Source organism: Halomonas sp. AOP22-C1-8 (assembly GCF_052378905.1).
GTDB lineage: Bacteria > Pseudomonadota > Gammaproteobacteria > Pseudomonadales > Halomonadaceae > Vreelandella > Vreelandella citrativorans.
Genome location: NZ_JBQSYD010000011.1, coordinates 42956 through 60342, shown reverse-complemented (window position 1 = coordinate 60342; position 17387 = coordinate 42956). Strand labels below are relative to the sequence as shown.

15 protein-coding genes are annotated in these 17387 nt (G+C 51.9%); 4 read left to right on the top strand and 11 right to left on the bottom strand.

Features of this window, described 5'->3' with window-relative positions; all coding sequences use genetic code 11:
• Nucleotides 1–70 precede the first annotated feature (70 nt).
• Together ACT3TY_RS08055 and ACT3TY_RS08050 are read left to right on the top strand one after the other, a co-directional pair.
• A complete protein-coding gene (locus tag ACT3TY_RS08055; RefSeq protein WP_087107490.1) occupies nucleotides 71–475 on the top strand; it encodes a PA2779 family protein in 405 nt (134 codons plus the stop codon).
• A 10-nt stretch (nucleotides 476–485) separates the two neighbouring features.
• Nucleotides 486–1415, top strand: coding sequence for a PA2778 family cysteine peptidase (locus ACT3TY_RS08050; RefSeq protein ID WP_444627850.1), 930 nt, complete (start codon nucleotides 486–488; stop codon nucleotides 1413–1415).
• Nucleotides 1416–1505: 90 nt separating this feature from the next.
• Here ACT3TY_RS08050 and sthA read toward each other — a convergent pair whose 3' ends face one another.
• The 9 genes from sthA to ACT3TY_RS08005 form a co-directional block, all read right to left on the bottom strand.
• The gene (gene sthA / locus ACT3TY_RS08045; RefSeq protein WP_172118387.1) at nucleotides 1506–2897 is read right to left on the bottom strand and encodes a Si-specific NAD(P)(+) transhydrogenase; all 1392 of its coding nucleotides are present in this window, start codon (nucleotides 2895–2897) and stop codon (nucleotides 1506–1508) included.
• 96 nt (nucleotides 2898–2993) lie between these two features.
• Nucleotides 2994–3248: a (Na+)-NQR maturation NqrM gene (nqrM, locus tag ACT3TY_RS08040; protein WP_087107496.1), complete on the bottom strand. Its 255-nt coding sequence runs from the start codon at nucleotides 3246–3248 to the stop codon at nucleotides 2994–2996.
• 267 nt (nucleotides 3249–3515) lie between these two features.
• Nucleotides 3516–4748: an NADH:ubiquinone reductase (Na(+)-transporting) subunit F gene (nqrF, locus tag ACT3TY_RS08035; protein ID WP_444627849.1), complete on the bottom strand. Its 1233-nt coding sequence runs from the start codon at nucleotides 4746–4748 to the stop codon at nucleotides 3516–3518.
• A 71-nt stretch (nucleotides 4749–4819) separates the two neighbouring features.
• Nucleotides 4820–5437, bottom strand: a complete 618-nt coding sequence (gene nqrE, locus ACT3TY_RS08030; RefSeq protein WP_087107500.1) for an NADH:ubiquinone reductase (Na(+)-transporting) subunit E — start codon at nucleotides 5435–5437, stop codon at nucleotides 4820–4822.
• 1 nt (nucleotide 5438) lies between these two features.
• The gene (locus ACT3TY_RS08025; protein ID WP_087107502.1) at nucleotides 5439–6107 is read right to left on the bottom strand and encodes an NADH:ubiquinone reductase (Na(+)-transporting) subunit D; all 669 of its coding nucleotides are present in this window, start codon (nucleotides 6105–6107) and stop codon (nucleotides 5439–5441) included.
• Nucleotides 6108–6109: 2 nt separating this feature from the next.
• Nucleotides 6110–6931: a Na(+)-translocating NADH-quinone reductase subunit C gene (locus ACT3TY_RS08020; RefSeq protein WP_441679454.1), complete on the bottom strand. Its 822-nt coding sequence runs from the start codon at nucleotides 6929–6931 to the stop codon at nucleotides 6110–6112.
• The gene (locus ACT3TY_RS08015; RefSeq protein WP_193053120.1) at nucleotides 6931–8154 is read right to left on the bottom strand and encodes an NADH:ubiquinone reductase (Na(+)-transporting) subunit B; all 1224 of its coding nucleotides are present in this window, start codon (nucleotides 8152–8154) and stop codon (nucleotides 6931–6933) included. The genes ACT3TY_RS08020 and ACT3TY_RS08015 overlap by 1 nt, the downstream gene beginning before the upstream one ends.
• A 2-nt stretch (nucleotides 8155–8156) precedes the next feature.
• Nucleotides 8157–9506 (bottom strand): Na(+)-translocating NADH-quinone reductase subunit A, encoded by a 1350-nt coding sequence (locus ACT3TY_RS08010; protein ID WP_441679455.1) that lies wholly within the window; start codon nucleotides 9504–9506, stop codon nucleotides 8157–8159.
• A 311-nt stretch (nucleotides 9507–9817) separates the two neighbouring features.
• The gene (locus ACT3TY_RS08005) at nucleotides 9818–11278 is read right to left on the bottom strand and encodes a glyceraldehyde-3-phosphate dehydrogenase (RefSeq protein WP_193053122.1); all 1461 of its coding nucleotides are present in this window, start codon (nucleotides 11276–11278) and stop codon (nucleotides 9818–9820) included.
• Between the two features lie 239 nt (nucleotides 11279–11517).
• Here ACT3TY_RS08005 and mfd point away from each other — a divergent pair, with 239 nt between their 5' ends.
• The gene (mfd, locus tag ACT3TY_RS08000) at nucleotides 11518–14967 is read left to right on the top strand and encodes a transcription-repair coupling factor (protein WP_444627848.1); all 3450 of its coding nucleotides are present in this window, start codon (nucleotides 11518–11520) and stop codon (nucleotides 14965–14967) included.
• Nucleotides 14968–15049: 82 nt separating this feature from the next.
• A complete protein-coding gene (locus ACT3TY_RS07995) occupies nucleotides 15050–16171 on the top strand; it encodes a L,D-transpeptidase family protein (protein ID WP_087107514.1) in 1122 nt (373 codons plus the stop codon).
• A gap of 100 nt (nucleotides 16172–16271) precedes the next feature.
• Here ACT3TY_RS07995 and ACT3TY_RS07990 read toward each other — a convergent pair whose 3' ends face one another.
• Complete coding sequence (locus ACT3TY_RS07990; protein ID WP_087107516.1) at nucleotides 16272–16535, bottom strand: Lpp/OprI family alanine-zipper lipoprotein; 264 nt, start codon at nucleotides 16533–16535, stop codon at nucleotides 16272–16274.
• A gap of 209 nt (nucleotides 16536–16744) precedes the next feature.
• Nucleotides 16745–17374 carry a L,D-transpeptidase family protein gene (locus ACT3TY_RS07985; protein WP_087107518.1) on the bottom strand — a complete coding sequence of 210 codons (630 nt, stop codon included), beginning with the start codon at nucleotides 17372–17374 and terminating at the stop codon, nucleotides 16745–16747.
• Nucleotides 17375–17387: the final 13 nt, after the last annotated feature.

The window sequence follows — 17387 nt, the reverse complement described above, 5'->3', positions numbered from 1 at the left end:
TTATTCCTATACTAGTGATTAGAGCAGCACAATGCTCGATACCCCTGACCAGTCTCTAAGGAAGAAGACGATGAAAACATTGCGCGCTTACCTCTCTACCCTCTTGATCGCGGCGCTAGTGATCACCAGCCTGCCCGTCGCTGCTGCGCCTGCCGCCCCCCAATCCATGGATTTAGTTTCAACTCAGTCTGTTTTAGCAGGTGATCGTGTCGGCGCTGACCGTGAGCGGATAAACGAAATTCTGGCCCGTGCCGATGTACAGGACCAACTGCTAAAGCAGGGTGTGGATCTTGATGAGGTAGACGCCCGCGTTGCCGCTCTGAGCGATGCCGAAGCACAGCAAATGGCTCAGCAGCTTGATCAGTTGCCTGCCGGTGCAGGCGGCGGTGTTATCGGTGCCCTGTTTGCCGTTTTCATCATTTTGCTGATTACTGATATTCTCGGTTTAACCGACGTTTATCCGTTTACCCGCTAAGCCAGTCACTATGAAAACATTGCTACCCTACGCCCGCTTTGCGGGCGTTTTTATGCTCGCCCTACTGCTTTCTGCCTGTGCCCGCAGCCCCATTTTACTCGACAGCACCTACGAAGCCTTGACCCCTCAGGTAGAAAATCGTGCCGTGCCGTTTTTTGCCCAAAGCGAGTACCAGTGTGGCCCGGCAACGCTTGCCATGGTGTTGAACTACCAAGGCGTTGAGGTGGGCGTTGACCAGCTGATTCCGCAAGTATTCTTGCCAGGGCGTGACGGTAGCGTTCAACCTGAAATGCTGTCCACCGTTCGCCGCCACCAACAGCTTGCCTACCCCATTCGCGGTACCATGGATGCACTGTTAAATCATTTGGCTAACGGCGACCCAGTCGTGGTGATGCAGAACCTGTCACTGCCTATTTATCCCATGTGGCACTACTCGGTGGCTATCGGATTTGATTTGCCTGATGAAACGCTCATCCTGCGCAGTGGTGAACGTGAGCGACATATGTTGTCGTTTAGCCGCTTTGATGCGACCTGGGCGCGCAGTGGTCGCTGGGGATTTATTGTGGCCAACCCCGGCACTCTGCCGGAAGGCATTAGTGCCCGTAATGCACTGGAGGCTATTAGCGCTTACGAAGAAGCGCACGGCCCCAAAGAAGCTCTAAGCAGTTGGCAAGCCCTGGTTAACCGCTACCCAACTGACCCACTGGCGCAGTTTGCGCTGGGCAACGCGCTGTACGCCGACAGCCAGCCCAAGGAAGCGATGACAGCCTTTGATGCAGCGACCCAGCACGATGCACACATGGGGGCCGCTTGGCTCAACCTGGGTATTTTGCTGCTGCAACAGGATAAGCCCGACGAAGCACGCAACGCCTTGATGCAGGCAGCATCAATAGACGGCAGTTGGCAGGCACGCGCGCAGCAGTTACTGGATGAATATTAAGTATGCAAAAGGGGCCACGCAATTTCTGGTGGCCCCTTTCACACAGCGATGTATGACACTACACCTGCGCTTTACACTACCCAAAACGCGTTAAAACACTCTGTTCAAGCCATTTTGTGCTGCCACTCGGTACGCTTCTGCCATCGTTGGATAGTTAAAGGTTGTGTTCACAAAGTACTTAAGCGTATTGGCTTCACCCGGCTGCTGCATAATGGCCTGGCCGATATGTAGAATCTCGGAGGCCTGGTCACCAAAACAGTGGATCCCCAGGATTTCCAACGTATCCTGATGGAAGAGAATCTTCAGCATACCCACGACATCGCCGGTTATTTGCGCACGCGCGGTATCTTTAAAGAACGCTTTTCCGACTTCATAGGGCACTTTGGCTTCAGTCAACTCGCGCTCGTTAGGTCCAAACGAACTAATTTCGGGAATAGTGTAAATGCCGGTGGGTACATCGTTGACGAAGCGATACTCTTTATCGAGCAGCTCGTTGCAAAGGTTTAGCCCCTGGTCATACGCGGCACTGGCAAGGCTTGGCCAACCGATCACGTCACCGGCGGCATAAATATGCGGAATTGTCGTACGGTAGTGTTCATCAACGCTGAGCTGGCCGCGCCCATTGGCTTCTAATCCAATATTCTCAAGCCCCAGGCTATCGGTATTGCCCGTGCGACCATTGGCCCATAAGAACGCATCAGCGCGGATCTTCTTGCCCGACTTAAGATGCACGACAACGCCAGACTCATCACCTTCTACACTCGCGTATTCCTCGTTATGACGGATCAATACGCCATGTTTACGCAGGTGGTAAGAGAGCGCATCACTGATTTCATCATCAAGAAATGAAAGCAAGCTGTCACGGTTGTTGATGAGATCTACCTTGAGGCCTAATCCTGAGAAAATTGACGCATATTCACAGCCGATAACGCCAGCGCCAAAAATCACTAACGTACGCGGTGTATGAGAAAGGCTTAGAATGGTGTCAGAGCAGTAGATACGTGGGTGGCGGAAGTTGATGTCCGCGGGCCGATAGGGCCGTGAGCCGGTAGCAATCACAATTTTTTTGGCGACCAGCTCTTCCATTCCTTCATGCTGGTCGCGCACAACCACGGTATGCGCATCTTTAAAGCGCGCAATACCATGAAACAAGTCGATTCGGTTACGAGCATAAAAGGTAGTACGCATTTCTACCTGTTTATCAATCGTGCCGCGCGAACGCTCCATCACTTTAGGGAAAGAAAACCAGCGCGGCTCACCAATATCGCGAAACATTCGGTTGGTGTTAAACGCCATGATTTGCTTAACCTGGTGGCGCAACGCTTTTGAGGGAATAGTGCCCCAATGGGTACAGTTACCGCCTACCTGTGCCTGCTTTTCGATAATCGCTACACGCTTACCGTGCTTGGCGGCGTTAATAGCCGCGCTTTCACCTGCAGGGCCTGTACCAATAACCACGACATCGTAATTGTGAACCGCCATACTCTCTGCGTCTCCTCGTTCCCCAATAATAAGGCGCAGCTGATCTCTCGGCTGCGCCCTGCACTCTTTCTCTTTCCGATACGGTTACGGATTGTGCTAGCGCCGTGTAGCGTCGTAGCCCAAGTCCGCTCCGCGGCTTTCATCACTGCGGCGACGCACATTTCCTCGCTTGCGGTTCTCCTCTTCGCATACGTCATCTTTACCGCCACAAATATCGCAGCCGTCTTTCATACCAATCTGGTTTAAACCGCCACATGAACCTGCGATAGGCTTACGACCCATTAAAACGCCAACCGCCATTGCGCACATTATCAACGCCATAAAGCCAAATACCAGTAGCCAAATCGCCATGTTAACCTCCCCGCATTGCTATGGATGCACCACCTACCGACAACAGCTTAGGCAATTAGTGCCTTCCAGATACTCGCTATACCTTAATTGTACCTTAGCTGACACATACTTATTAGCTGCCACGTACTGATAACTGCCAAGCACTTATTCACCGCTCAGCACCTATTAGCGAAGGTAGCGTAGGCTTGAGTCTATTCAAAATAAATGGGGCCAACCTTACGGCCAGCCCCAAATGTGCCCGAAGGCTACTTTCGATTACCAGAGCGCTTACCCGCCGAAGTCATCCAGCATGATATTTTCAGGCTCAACCCCCAGATCAAGCAGCAGCTTAATCACGGAAGCATTCATCATGGGCGGCCCACACATGTAGTATTCACAATCTTCAGGCGCCGGATGGTCCTTCAGATAGTTTTCATACAGTACATTATGGATAAAGCCCGTCGGCCCTTCCCAATTATCTTCAGGCTGCGGATCAGAAAGCGCCAGATGCCATTCAAAATTCGGGAACTCTTCTGCCAACTGATCGTACTCTTCGTTGTAGAAGGTTTCACGCCAAGAGCGTGCACCGTACCAGAAAGACATTTTACGCTTAGACTTAAGACGCTTAAGCTGATCGAAGATATGGCTACGCATCGGCGCCATACCCGCACCACCACCGATAAAGATCATTTCGGCGTCGGTATCCTTGGCGAAGAACTCACCAAACGGACCCATTACGGTCACCTTGTCACCAGGTTTCAAGTTGAAGACGTAGGTAGACATTAGGCCCGGCGGATGACTGCTGCCTGGGGGCGGTGTAGCAATACGAATGTTGAACTTGAGGATACCCTTCTCTTCCGGGTAGTTCGCCATAGAGTAGGCGCGAATCACTTCCTCATTGCTCTTATGGGCAACCTTGAAAATTCCAAACTTGTCCCAATCGCCGCGATACTCTTCCTCGATATCAAAATCGGAGAATTTAATATCGTAAGGCGGTGCAACCAGCTGAACATAACCACCCGCGCGGAAGGCAACTTCTTCGCCTTCAGGCAGTTTTAGGTTCAGCTCCTTGATGAAGGTCGCGACGTTAGGGTTAGCGATAACTTCGGTTTCCCACTTTTTAACGCCGAACACTTCCTCAGGTACTTCGATCTTCATGTCTTGCTTAACGGGCACCTGGCAAGAGAGCCGCCAGCCCTCTTTCTTTTCACGCATGGTGAAATGCGACTCTTCAGTCGGCAGAATGGAACCACCACCCTCTTCCACACGGCATTTACATTGGGCGCAAGAACCACCGCCACCACATGCCGAGGAGAGGAAAATACCATTTGCCGCCAAGGTGTTTAAAAGCTTACCACCGGCCTGAGTCGTCAAGGTGTGCTCAGGGTCGTGATTAACTTCAATCGTCACGTCCCCGCTACTCACAAGCTTGCTGCGCGCTGCCAGAATGATCACCGTTAAGCTAATAACGATGATCGTGAACATGACAACACCGAGCAAGATGACAGATGTATCAACCATGTCGGTTTCCTATTGCTGAGGTTTCCTGTAACCCGGCAGCACAGAGCGCCGCCGGGAAAAACCGGCTCCGTTTAGAGCTGAATGCCCGAGAAGGACATAAAGCCCAACGACATCAGACCTACGGTGATGAAAGTAATACCCAGCCCTTGCAAGCCACCAGGCACATCGCTGTATTTCAGCCTTTCACGGATACCTGCCAAGGCCGTAATAGCCAACGCCCAACCAACACCGGATCCAAAACCATAAACGAGGGATTCACCGAAGTTGTAGTTACGCTCAACCATGAACAGCACGCCACCCAGGATGGCACAGTTGACGGTAATAAGCGGCAGGAATACGCCAAGCGCGTTATACAGTGCAGGCACGTACTTATCCAAGAACATTTCAAGGATTTGCACTAGTGCTGCAATGACGCCGATATAGCTCAATAACCCAAGGAATGAGAGGTCAATGTTCTCAGCACCGCTAATACCGGTCCAGGAAAGCGCACCTTGCGCAAGCAGAAGGTTGAATACCAGGTTATTAACAGGCACTGAAATAGTCAGGACGACAATAACCGCAATGCCCAGGCCAAACGCGGAGGAAACCTTCTTGGAGACCGCGAGAAAAGTACACATCCCCAGAAAGAATGCCAAGGCCAGGTTTTCAACAAAAACCGAAGCGACGAAAAGGCTTAAATAGTGTTCCATTTTACACAGCCTCCTGTGGCTTGGAGTTTTCCTTCATCTTGAACTCAGTCTCTTCTACCTGCCCTGGATCGATTGAGCGCATAACCCAAATCATCAGGCCGATAATAAAGAAGGCGGACGGAGGCAACAGCAGCAGGCCGTTAGGCACATACCAGCCACCATCTTGAACGGTAGGCAGGATAGTAAAACCGAACACACTACCCGCACCCAACAGCTCACGGAAGAAGCCAACCACCAGCAACACGAACCCATAGCCCAAGCCATTTCCGATACCGTCCAGGAAAGACATGCCGGGAGTGTTGGACATGGCAAAGCCTTCCGCACGACCCATTACAATGCAGTTGGTGATGATCAGACCCACAAATACCGACAGCTGCTTGGACATTTCATAAGCATAGGCTTTGAGGATCTGGTCAACCACGATTACCAATGAAGCAATAATCGTCATCTGCACAATAATACGGATCGAAGAAGGAATATGATTCCGAATCAATGATACGAAAAAGCTTGAGAGCGATGTTACGAAAATAACAGCTAACGCCATTACCAACGACACGCTCATGCTGGTCGTTACTGCCAGCGCAGAACAGATCCCCAATATCTGAAGTGCAATGGGGTTGTTCTGAAAAATAGGCGCTATTAAAACGCTTTTTGCATTTACGTCCGCCATGATTAAGCCCCCTCACCGTCTTCGAAGTCGGTATCGGTGTTGTCGGCATCTTCCGGATCAGCACCACTGCGGAATGTCGCAAGGTACGGACCAAACCCTTCTTCGCTTAACCAAAATTGCAGCATATTGGTCACACCATTACTGGTGAGGGTAGCACCGGATAACGCGTCAACTTCATTTTCGTTACTCGCGCCGCCTTTGGTTAAGTGGATGGCTGGCGAAAGAGAACCTTCTTCAGCGTAAATTTCTTTGCCTTCCCACTGCGCTTGCCAACGCGGGTTGTTCACTTCAGCACCCAGACCCGGCGTTTCACTGTGGTCATAGTAGGTAATACTGATGATAGTATTACCGTCGCCTTCGATCGACAAAAAGCCCATCATCCGGCCCCACAGGCCTTGCCCACGAATCGGCAATACGATTTGGTCTGGGTCGTCTGCATTACCGACCAAATAAACAGTCGCGTAATTTTCAACCCGAGAAAGCCCGGCGATATCGCGGTCTCCGGACAGCGTGCGGCCGGTTGCCGGATCACGTGATGCTTCAAACCCATCAAACGTTTCGGGGTCAAACTCATCGGTATACTCACCGGTTTCAAGCTCAACCACACGCGCCGTAATTTGGGTCCGGAACGCTTCCTCTACATCCATTCCCGGCTCGTATAAACGCGCCACGTTAAGGATGTTGGTTTTACGATCTAATTCCTGATTGAGCTGCTGCGCAGGTCGTAGTGCCACGGCGGCCGTCGAAACGATTACCGAACACACGATACACAATGAAAACGCGACAATCAGGATCTTCTTGATTGAGTTATTACCTTGTGCCATTAGGCAGTCTCCTCGGCCGGAACGCCAGTACGCTTGATACGGCGTTTTATATTGGCCTGGACGAAGAAGTGGTCAATCAATGGTGCAAACAGGTTAGCAAAGAGAATTGCCAACATGATGCCTTCGGGGAAGGCAGGGTTAACCACGCGAATCAGTACCGTCAGTACACCAATGAGCGCACCAAATATCAAACGGCCCTGGGTCGTCATGGAAGCAGAGACGGGGTCAGTAGCCATAAAGACCATACCGAATGCAAACCCACCTATCACGAAGTGCCAATACCACGGCATGGCAAACATGGGGTTGGTATCGGAGCCAATCAGATTAAACAACGTACTGGTGGCTACCATTCCCAGGAACACGCCAAGCATTATTCGCCACGAGGCAATACGCGTGTAGAGCAGCACCAATGCGCCGACAAGGATCGCAAGCGTCGACACCTCACCTACTGAGCCTGGAATAAAGCCAATGAAGGCATCCCACCAGCTAAACGCATTAGTGACTGCACCCATGCCGTCCTGGAACGCCATCGAAAGTACCGTTGCACCCGTATAACCATCAGCGGGCACCCAAATGGCGTCGCCGGAAATTTGCGCAGGATAGGCGAAGTAGAGGAAGGCACGACCCGTAAGCGCCGGGTTCAGGAAGTTTTTGCCCGTACCGCCAAAAATTTCCTTACCGATCACGACACCAAAGGTGATACCCAGCGCTACCTGCCAAAGCGGAATAGTGGCCGGAAGAATCAGCGCAAAGAGCACTGAAGTAACGAAGAAACCTTCATTAACTTCATGGCCACGCTTGATGGCAAACAGTACTTCCCAGAAACCACCAATGGCAAAAGTGACCAGGTAGATAGGCAGGAAGTACGTGGCACCAAGAACAAAGTTGGACCACAAGCTACCCGCATCATGCCCGCCAGCCAAGGTCATCAGGATCGCTTCACGCCAGCCACCCATGGAGGCATAGCCTGCATCAATAGCCACGTTGGCTTGCCAACCCGCGTTCCACATACCAAAGAACATTGCCGGGAAAGTACACAGCCAAACGGTGATCATAATGCGCTTCAGGTCGATACCATCGCGCACGAACGACGTTGTTTTGGCAACGCTTGGGGGTGAGTAGAAAATCGTATCTACGGCTTCATAAAGCGGGTAGAACTTTTCGTACTTACCGCCTTTATGGAAATGCGGCTCGAGATTATCGAGTGTTTGTCGAATACCCATTATCAGGCCTCTTTCTCGATCATGGCGAGGTTGTCACGCAGGATAGGGCCATACTCATATTTGCCGGGGCAAACGTATGTGCACAGCGCCAGATCCTCTTCGTCTAGCTCCAGACACCCAAGTTGCATGGCAACTTCAATGTCGCCCACGATCAGCGAGCGCAGCAGCTGAGTCGGCATGATATCCAGCGGCATTACCGTCTCGTAAGTACCAATCGGCACCATGGCACGTTCAGAGCCATTGGTCGACGTGGTAGGCGCGTAGTTACGCAGGCCTTTAATACGCGAGAGGTAAATACCCAGAATCGAGTGACGATCGGCCCCAAGAGAAAGCCAGCCTAACAAGGCACGCTTGTTGCCCTCTTCAAGCAAGCTAATCTGATTGCTGAAACGCCCCAGGTAGGTCAGGTGACCTTCCGCCGAGAAGCCCGAAAAAACCGAGCCGGAAATTACTCGGGTGTCATCGGGTTTGATGACTTCATCTGCCAAAAACTCTTGGGTACTTGCTCCCAAGCGGGTCCGCAGAAGACGAGGTTTTTCAGCGCGTGGGCCGCCAACAGCGACAACACGAGTTGTATGCAGCTTGCCTTCGGCAAAGAGCTTACCAAACGCGATCACATCCTGATAACCGATATGCCAGACTTGTTTGTGCAGCGCGACTGGCGAAAGATAATGGATATGCGTACCCACTAGACCCGCAGGATGCGGACCGGCAAAACTTTCGGTTTTCACACCGTCAATATCCTCGCCAGGGATATTGGCATCAGACCCCGTGCACAGAAAAACGTTGCCCTCGGTCAGGCGTGTTAGCACCTTGAGGCCGTCTTCAAATGCCTGGGTTTCTTCATTGATGACAATTGCTGGATCAGCGCTTAACGGGTGGGTATCCACGGCCGTTACAAAGATATCAGCAGGAATGCTATCAATAGCTGGCGTGCGAGAGAAAGGACGTGTGCGTAACGCTGTCCAAAGCCCCGACTCAACGAGCTGGTCAACGACCAACTGTCGGTCAAGCTGCGCTAAAGAAGCGCGATCATGAGAAGCAAATGCCATCGCTTCTTCATTCTCGTCAACTTTAATAACGACAGATAGCAGGCGACGCTTTTCGCCACGGTTAATGGATACTACTTCACCGCTTGCAGGTGCCGTAAAACGGACACCCTCAATTTTTTTATCGGTAAAGAGCAGCTGGCCCAGTTTGACCTTATCCCCTTCCTGAACTTCCATGGTTGGCTTCATGCCAACGTAGTCAGTGCCCAGGATTGCCACGTAACGCACAGGCTGCGCATCTTCAATACGCTGCTCGGGCGCTCCCGTGATGGGGAGATCCAGGCCTTTTTTGACTTCGATCATAGTCTCGCCCAGTTGATGGATCGGATATACGAAGGTAAGGGGTTCGAATGCTTATTTTCTGTTCAGTGAATTGTTGTTTTCTGTCAGATCGTTACCAGTCAGGCCCAAGCACGCTTGAACCACCCCGAAAAATCTACAACATTATAAAGATAAGCGCGGACAATGACCACATCCCTGATGCCCACATAAAGTGTTACATGCCATCCATGACACTTGATTTTACAATTAAAAACGCCACCCGAAGGTGGCGTTAAGCAATCCAGACGCGATGGAAAAAGCTATTCCGCAGCTAATTCACCGGCATAGAGGCACTATGCGTGGCGTGGCAGTTTTAAAAACTGTACGTTCGACATTTGCTGCAGGATACGAATAACCTGGCAGCTGTAACCAAACTCATTGTCGTACCACACGTACACAACCACGTGATTACCGTTAGCAATCGTTGCTTTTGCGTCCACGATGCCAGCATGGCGGTTGCCAACGAAGTCCGATGAAACCACTTCAGCAGAGTCCACGTAATCAATCTGCTTCTGATAAGACGAATCAATGGACATACGGCGCAAATAGTCATTCAGCGCGGCAGCATCGGTTGGCTTATCTAACGTCAGATTCAAAATGGCCATCGAAACGTTCGGCGTCGGCACGCGAATCGCATTGCCCGTTAGCTTGCCTTCCAATTCAGGTAGCGCTTTTGCTGCGGCTTTGGCTGCACCCGTTTCGGTTAACACCATGTTAAGCGCCGCACTGCGGCCACGACGATCACCCTTATGATAGTTATCAATCAGGTTCTGGTCGTTAGTGTAAGCATGAACAGTTTCCACATGACCGGTGGTGACCCCGTACTGATCATTGAGCACCTTTAGAACGGGCACAATGGCATTGGTGGTACAGGAAGCCGCCGATACAATACGGTCATTCTCACCAATGGTCGCGTGGTTAACACCGTAAACGATATTTTTAATATCGCCCTTACCTGGCGCCGTTAGTAGCGCCTTGGCCACGCCTTTACACTCCAAGTGCTGACCCAAGCCAGCCTCATCGCGCCAAATACCGGTATTATCAACAATGACCGCGTTTTTGATGCCATAAGTGGTGTAATCGATTTCGCTGGGTGAGTCAGCGTAAATAACCTGAACCACATTGCCATTTACAGTAAGCGTACGCGCTTCGGCATCAACAGAAATAGTGCCTTCAAACGGGCCATGCACCGAGTCACGACGCAGTAAGCTGGCACGCTTCTCAAGGTCTTTACCCACATCGCCACGCCCACGCACCACAATCGCGCGCAAACGCAACAGGTTTCCGCCACCGGCTTTTTCAACCAGTACGCGCGCCAACAGACGACCAATGCGCCCAAAACCGTAAAGCACAACATCCTGCGGCTCGCCTTTACTGGCTCCCGGCTGATAACCGCCAATAATATCCTGCAGTTCGTTATGCAAGAATGCGTTTACATCACCACCGCCCTGCTTTTTAAGCATGACCGCCAGCTTACCCACATCAACATGAGCAGGCCCCAGATTAAGCGCGCTCATCGCTTCAACGATGGGGAAGGTGTCCTCAACCGACAATTCTGTCCCTTCAATTTTGCGCACAAACCGATGATCTTTCAGGATACGAATAACGGACTGATTGATCAGTGAGCGCCCAAACATGGTAGCCACAACATTGTTATGCCGATAAAGGCGCCCAACAAGCGGGATCATCTGTTCGGCCAGAGCCTGGTTGTTCTGCCATTCCTCAAAAACGTTTTCGAGAGCTTGCTGACTCACATGCGGCCTCATTGGGTAATGATAAGGTAGTGATAAAAGGTTTCAGGCGCATTATCCCGGCCTTATTAGCTACTCGCAATGGAAGGATGGTCGCACACGTTGTAGGGGTATTACAGAAATAGAGGTTTGACTACAAACACAAAATAGGCTCTCACAGTAACAGTAATGTTTTGGCCCTCTAACTGAAAGAGGCGATCGTGTATGATCCAATATCCGTTTCAGCGCAAAATGACCTGACTATGCCCTCATTCTCTCTGCTCGAACCGCCTCAGCCACACGGGGCCCGCGACACGCTTTTCTGGACCGCGCCCCCGGGTAGTGCGTCTGCACTGGCGTTAGCCCAGGTAGCTTCTAGCGCCCCGCTGCTGGTAATTACCCCCAACACGGCCAGCGCTCAACGCCTGGAACAAGACCTGGCGTTCTACAGCGATGTCCCTGTACTGCCATTCCCTGATTGGGAAACCCTCCCCTACGACAGTTTTTCTCCGCATCAGGATATCGTCTCAGCACGCTTGCGCACATTACGCCAGCTACAAGACGGTGTACGCGGCATTGCATTGGTGCCTATTAATACATTAATGCAGCGCCTTCCCCCCGTCTCGTATATCGCAGGACGCGTGATGACGCTGAACGCGGGCGCCAAGCTTAATCGGGATACCTTTAGGGAGTCGCTTACCCGGGCAGGGTATCGCGCCGTTGAAACCGTGTACGAGCCTGGCGAATACGCCATACGCGGCGCACTCATTGATCTTTTTGCGATGGGAATGGATGAGCCGATTCGTATCGACTTATTTGATGATGAGATCGACACACTTCGTCATTTCGACCCTGGCAGTCAACGCTCAACGGGCAAGATAGACACGTTGGAACTACTTCCTGCCCATGAGTACTCGCTTAGCCGCAGCGCAATCGCCTGCTTTCGCGAGCAATTTGAAACCCTGTTCGACGTCGACCCTCGCCAGTGCCCGCTCTATAACGACGCTCTTAAAGCCATCCCCTCGCCTGGGCTCGAGCACTATTTGCCGCTGTTTTTTGACGAAACGGCGTCTTTGTTTGATCACGTAACCGATGATACGCGGGTAGCACTGCTACCCGGCGTTTTTCAGGCCGCCGAACAACACTGGCAATCCATTGAGGCACGCCACATCAACCTGGGCGTTGACCCTACCCGCCCACTACTGCCGCCTGGCCGGGCATTTTTCCCGGTTAATGATGTATTTTCGGCGATCAAATCACGCCCTCGTATTGAACTCACTGAAGACGAAGCGCATCGCCATGCCTTAATGCCGGAAGCAAAAGCGCTTCCGCCGCTGGCCATCAATGCACGCGCCAAACAGCCGCTGAGCGAATTGGAAGGTTTTTTAAATAGCGAACCTGATACGCGGGTCCTGTTTGTCGCTGAGTCACGCGGGCGTCGCGAAGCATTAGAGGAAGTGCTTGCACCGCTCACCCTGTCACTGCCTTATCTTGATAGCTTTCAGTCATTTCTTAAAAGCCAACACCCCTTCGCGATCACGGAAAGCCTGGTAGATAGCGGCTTATGGCTTACTGACCCTAGCCTTGCCATTATTAGCGAAACGGAACTGTTCGGCGAAGTCGTTCGCCAAAGCCGGCGGCGTGAAAAAGCCACTGATGATAATGAATTGGCGGTTCGCCACCTTTCGGAACTACGCGAAGGGGCACCCGTTGTTCATCAGGCACATGGGGTAGGACGTTACCTGGGGCTAGAAACCCTCGCAGCCGGCGGTCAGGCCAACGAATTTTTAGCCCTCTCTTACGCCGATGGCGCCAAGCTTTATGTACCCGTTGACAGCCTTCACCTTATTTCACGCTACAGCGGCGCTGATGATGAGCTGGCACCGCTGCATAAGCTTGGTTCTGATCAGTGGGAAAAGGCGCGCCGTAAAGCGGCCGAAAAGATTCGCGATACTGCCGCTGAATTGCTGGATGTTTACGCAAGACGAGAAGCCCAGCAAGGGGTTGTCTATGAAGCGCCAAACGATGAGTACGTGCGCTTTTCCGCCAGCTTTCCGTTTGAAGAAACGCCTGATCAACAAGCGGCCATTGAAGCCGTCATTGAGGACATGGTTTCTCCGCAGCCCATGGACCGCGTGGTATGTGGTGATGTTGGGTTTGGTAAAACCGAAGTGGCCATGCGTGCCGCGTTTCTGGCCGTGCAGTCAGGTCGCCAGGTCGTCGTTCTCGTGCCGACCACGCTGCTCGCCCGCCAGCACTTTGAAAACTTCCGTGACCGCTTTGCCGATACGGCCGTCAATATCCGTTTGATCTCGCGCTTTACGGCGGGCAAAGAGATGACCCAGACGCTCGAAAGCATCAAAAACGGTCAAACCGATATCGTGATTGGCACCCATAAGTTGCTCTCCAAAAATGTTGAGCTACCTCAGATGGGCCTGCTAATTATCGACGAAGAGCACCGCTTTGGCGTTGCGCAAAAAGAAAAGCTTAAAACCCTGCGTGCAGAGATTGATATTCTAACCCTCACTGCCACCCCCATCCCACGCACACTCAATATGGCCATGAGCGGTATTCGGGATCTTTCTATTATTGCGACACCGCCCACTCGCCGCTTGTCAGTTAAGACGTTTGTACAGCAGCGTGATAACAGCATTATCAAAGAAGCCCTGCTACGGGAAATACTTCGCGGTGGTCAGGTCTACTTCCTTCACAACGAAGTAAAGACGATTGAAAACGCGGCTCAACAGATCCGCGAGCTGGTGCCAGAAGCTCGCGTAGCCGTGGCGCATGGCCAGCTCCCAGAACGCAGCCTTGAACGCGTAATGTCGGACTTTTATCATCGCCGTTTTAATGTATTGGTATGCTCAACGATCATTGAAACCGGCATTGACGTACCCAGCGCCAATACCATTATCATAGAGCGAGCCGACAAGTTTGGCCTAGCGCAGTTGCACCAACTACGAGGGCGCGTAGGCCGCAGCCACCACCAGGCCTATGCTTACCTGCTTACGCCTCCTCCCAAGGCCATCACGCGCGATGCGGTTAAACGCCTTGAGGCTATAAGCGCCTCTGATGACCTTGGCGCTGGGTTTACTCTGGCAAGCCACGATATGGAAATTCGTGGCGCAGGTGAGCTGCTAGGAGATGAACAAAGCGGCCAAATGGAAACCATTGGCTATACTCTTTATATGGAAATGCTGGATCGAGCAGTGAAAGCAATCCGCGCTGGCAAAACACCTAATATTGAGGCGCCCTTCAATACCGGCGTAGAAATTAGCTTGAACCTGCCAGCGCTGATTCCAGATGACTATATTCATGATGTACAGCAGCGGCTTGTTATGTATAAGCGCATTGCCAATACACAAAGCGATAGTGAGCTTAAAGAACTACAGGTCGAGCTCATTGACCGCTTCGGCCTACTGCCACAGCCGCTGAAGAACCTGATACGTCAAACAAAGCTACGCCAACGCGCAGAGCAGCTAGGCATTAGCCGTATTGAAGCAGGCGAAAGCCGTGGCCGGGTGCTGTTTGATGGCACAACGAAGGTCGACCCACTCACCCTGGTTACGTTGATTCAAACATCGCCCAAGCACTACCGCCTGGATGGTGCAGACACCTTGCGGTTTGAATTTACCATGGAAAACAGCGATCAGCGTTTCGAGCAAGTTGAAGCACTTATAACGACCCTTAATCAAAAAGTAGCGGCGGCGTGAACCTTGGGGCAAACTGACGGCAAGCAACCATTGTTTGCCCGTTTACGCGTACTAGCAGTGCACTAACTTATTAGGAAAGATCATGAACATTCGTCACAAATTCAACCTTTGGGGTCCTACCAGCCTGGCAGTATTGTTGGCAGCCTCCCTTACTGGCCCTGCTTATGCGCAAACCGCATCTGAACAAGCAGAAAATGCGCCCGCGATCGCCGATGAATCCGTGGCAAGCGCTGAGCAGATTACCGACGCGCGTGAACTACCCCGCGGGCATTTTCGACTCCCTGACCAAGGCGACATTATCGGTGAGTCGTATACCATCACGGTTGATGACCCTGCTGAGACTCTCATTGATATCGCTCGTCGTCATAATATCGGTTACGAAGAAATCCGCATGGCCAACCCCGGTGTCAGCATGTGGGTGCCTGGCGAAGGGACGGAAATCGTTATTCCAGCCCAATATATTTTACCGCCCGCACCACGTGAAGGGGTTGTTGTTAACCTTTCGGAGCTGCGTCTGTATTACTACCCTGCCAACAACCCGGGCATCGTTGAAACGTATCCGGTGAGTGTGGGCCGTGAAGAGTTTGCAACCCCCGTTGGCATTACACGCACGACCATTAAGGTAAAAGATCCGGCGTGGGCCCCTCCTGCCTCCATGCGTCGTGAAGCGGCCGCTCGCGGCGAGCCTGCTCCCTCCGTAGTGCCTGCTGGGCCGAACAACCCTTTGGGCGAACATGCCATCCTGCTTGCTATGCCGAGCTACCTGATTCATGGCACCAACCGCCCTGATGGCGTTGGCATGCGCGCCAGCCGCGGCTGCATTCGTATGTACCCTGAAGACATTAAGTCACTCTACGAGCGCCTGCCAAGCGGTACGCAAGTAAACTTGATGGATGCGCCTTTTAAAGCTGGCTGGGCAGCTGATGGCACGCTGTTCGTGCAGTCCTACCCGCAGCTTGAAGAGAACGTGGGTGACTTTGAACCGCTCCTGGATGCCATTGATCGCGTTGATGCGCTAACTGAAGACCAGGTAGCTGTCGACTATGCAAAAGTAAAAAGCGCCGTAGAATCACCTAACGGCCGTTTTGTAGCCCTTTATGGCCCTCAGGCACAGCCAACCGTAGAAGAGGAGCCTGCCAGCCGTAACAGCCTGCTTGAGGAGGTAGAACTTAGCCACCGACAAATGACTGAAGAAGATGCTTAACCTAAAATAGACAAGCAATAAAAAAACCCCGCCGAGGCGGGGTTTTTTTACATCTTCAGCAACCGCTGAGTCAAACATCAACCCAGTGGTCCAAGCAGAATTACTTCTGCATGGAGCGCTGGAACATGCGGTTCATTTCTTCACGGTTTTGCTCAGTCATCTGCAGTGCAGCATTCGCGTCACGCTGTGCCTGGTTTGCAGTGTTCAGAGCTTGTGAAGCCATGCTGCGTGCTTCTGCGGCATCAGCCTGTGCAGATTCAGCAGTCATGCGAACTTCTTCCAGAGCGCTGGTAGAAGCACAGCCAGCCAGGATTGCCAGAGAAGCGGCAGCGGCGGTCATTTTCAGAGTCGTTTTCAAAGTCATAATGTTCTCCTTGAGTCTTCCTTGGGTACAACGTTAAGGGTATGACAAACCTAGGCTAATTGCTTAGCTGCGCTTTGTCTACCTGCGGTGCAGGTTCTTTTCAGTGACTTGTGCATGAGCACGCTAGTCAAACGCTGTTTTATAATAGACCACAACGCTTGTCTATAGCCACTTGTAGAAAACCTCTTACTTCCTTCAACAACATAAGACTAGCCGATCACGACGCGAGTGCCAATATCAACAAGCTGCACAACTCGCTCAATTTGCTCATTTGTTACCGCCACGCACCCTTGAGTCCAGTGGTAACGGCTATGAACATCAGGGTCTGCACTGCCGATACCATGAACACCAATGGCTCCACCCAGCGCCGTATTTTGCGGAGGATGGCCATATCGGCGGTAATAGTCGAAATAGGCTTCATAATCGCGTTGCGAGTATATGCCATTTTCTAACGCCATCCGCGCATGGGCCGGCGTAGGATAATCGATACCAATAAAGATATGCCATCGACTTTCGTAATTAAAACGATTAATACGAAATTCGCCCAGCGGCGTAACGTTATCCCCCATTACCCGCTGCGTTTTTGCACCTGAGCGACCCAGCGAAACCGGGCTAAAAAGCTCAACCAGCGTATCGCCACGATACACGCTAAGCGTAGATTCTTGATCATTTATCAATAACCATACTTCGTTGCTGTAGCGGGGCAAATGAGCCCGAGACAGTAACGTCTCAACCAGGTCTATCGGCTGTGAGTTTAGCGTAGCATTTGACGTAGCAGCGCTGGCCACTACTGGCCAGCCAAGCGCCAGCGCTAAAAAGCGGCGACGGTTTAAAGGCATAGGTTAGCTCTCA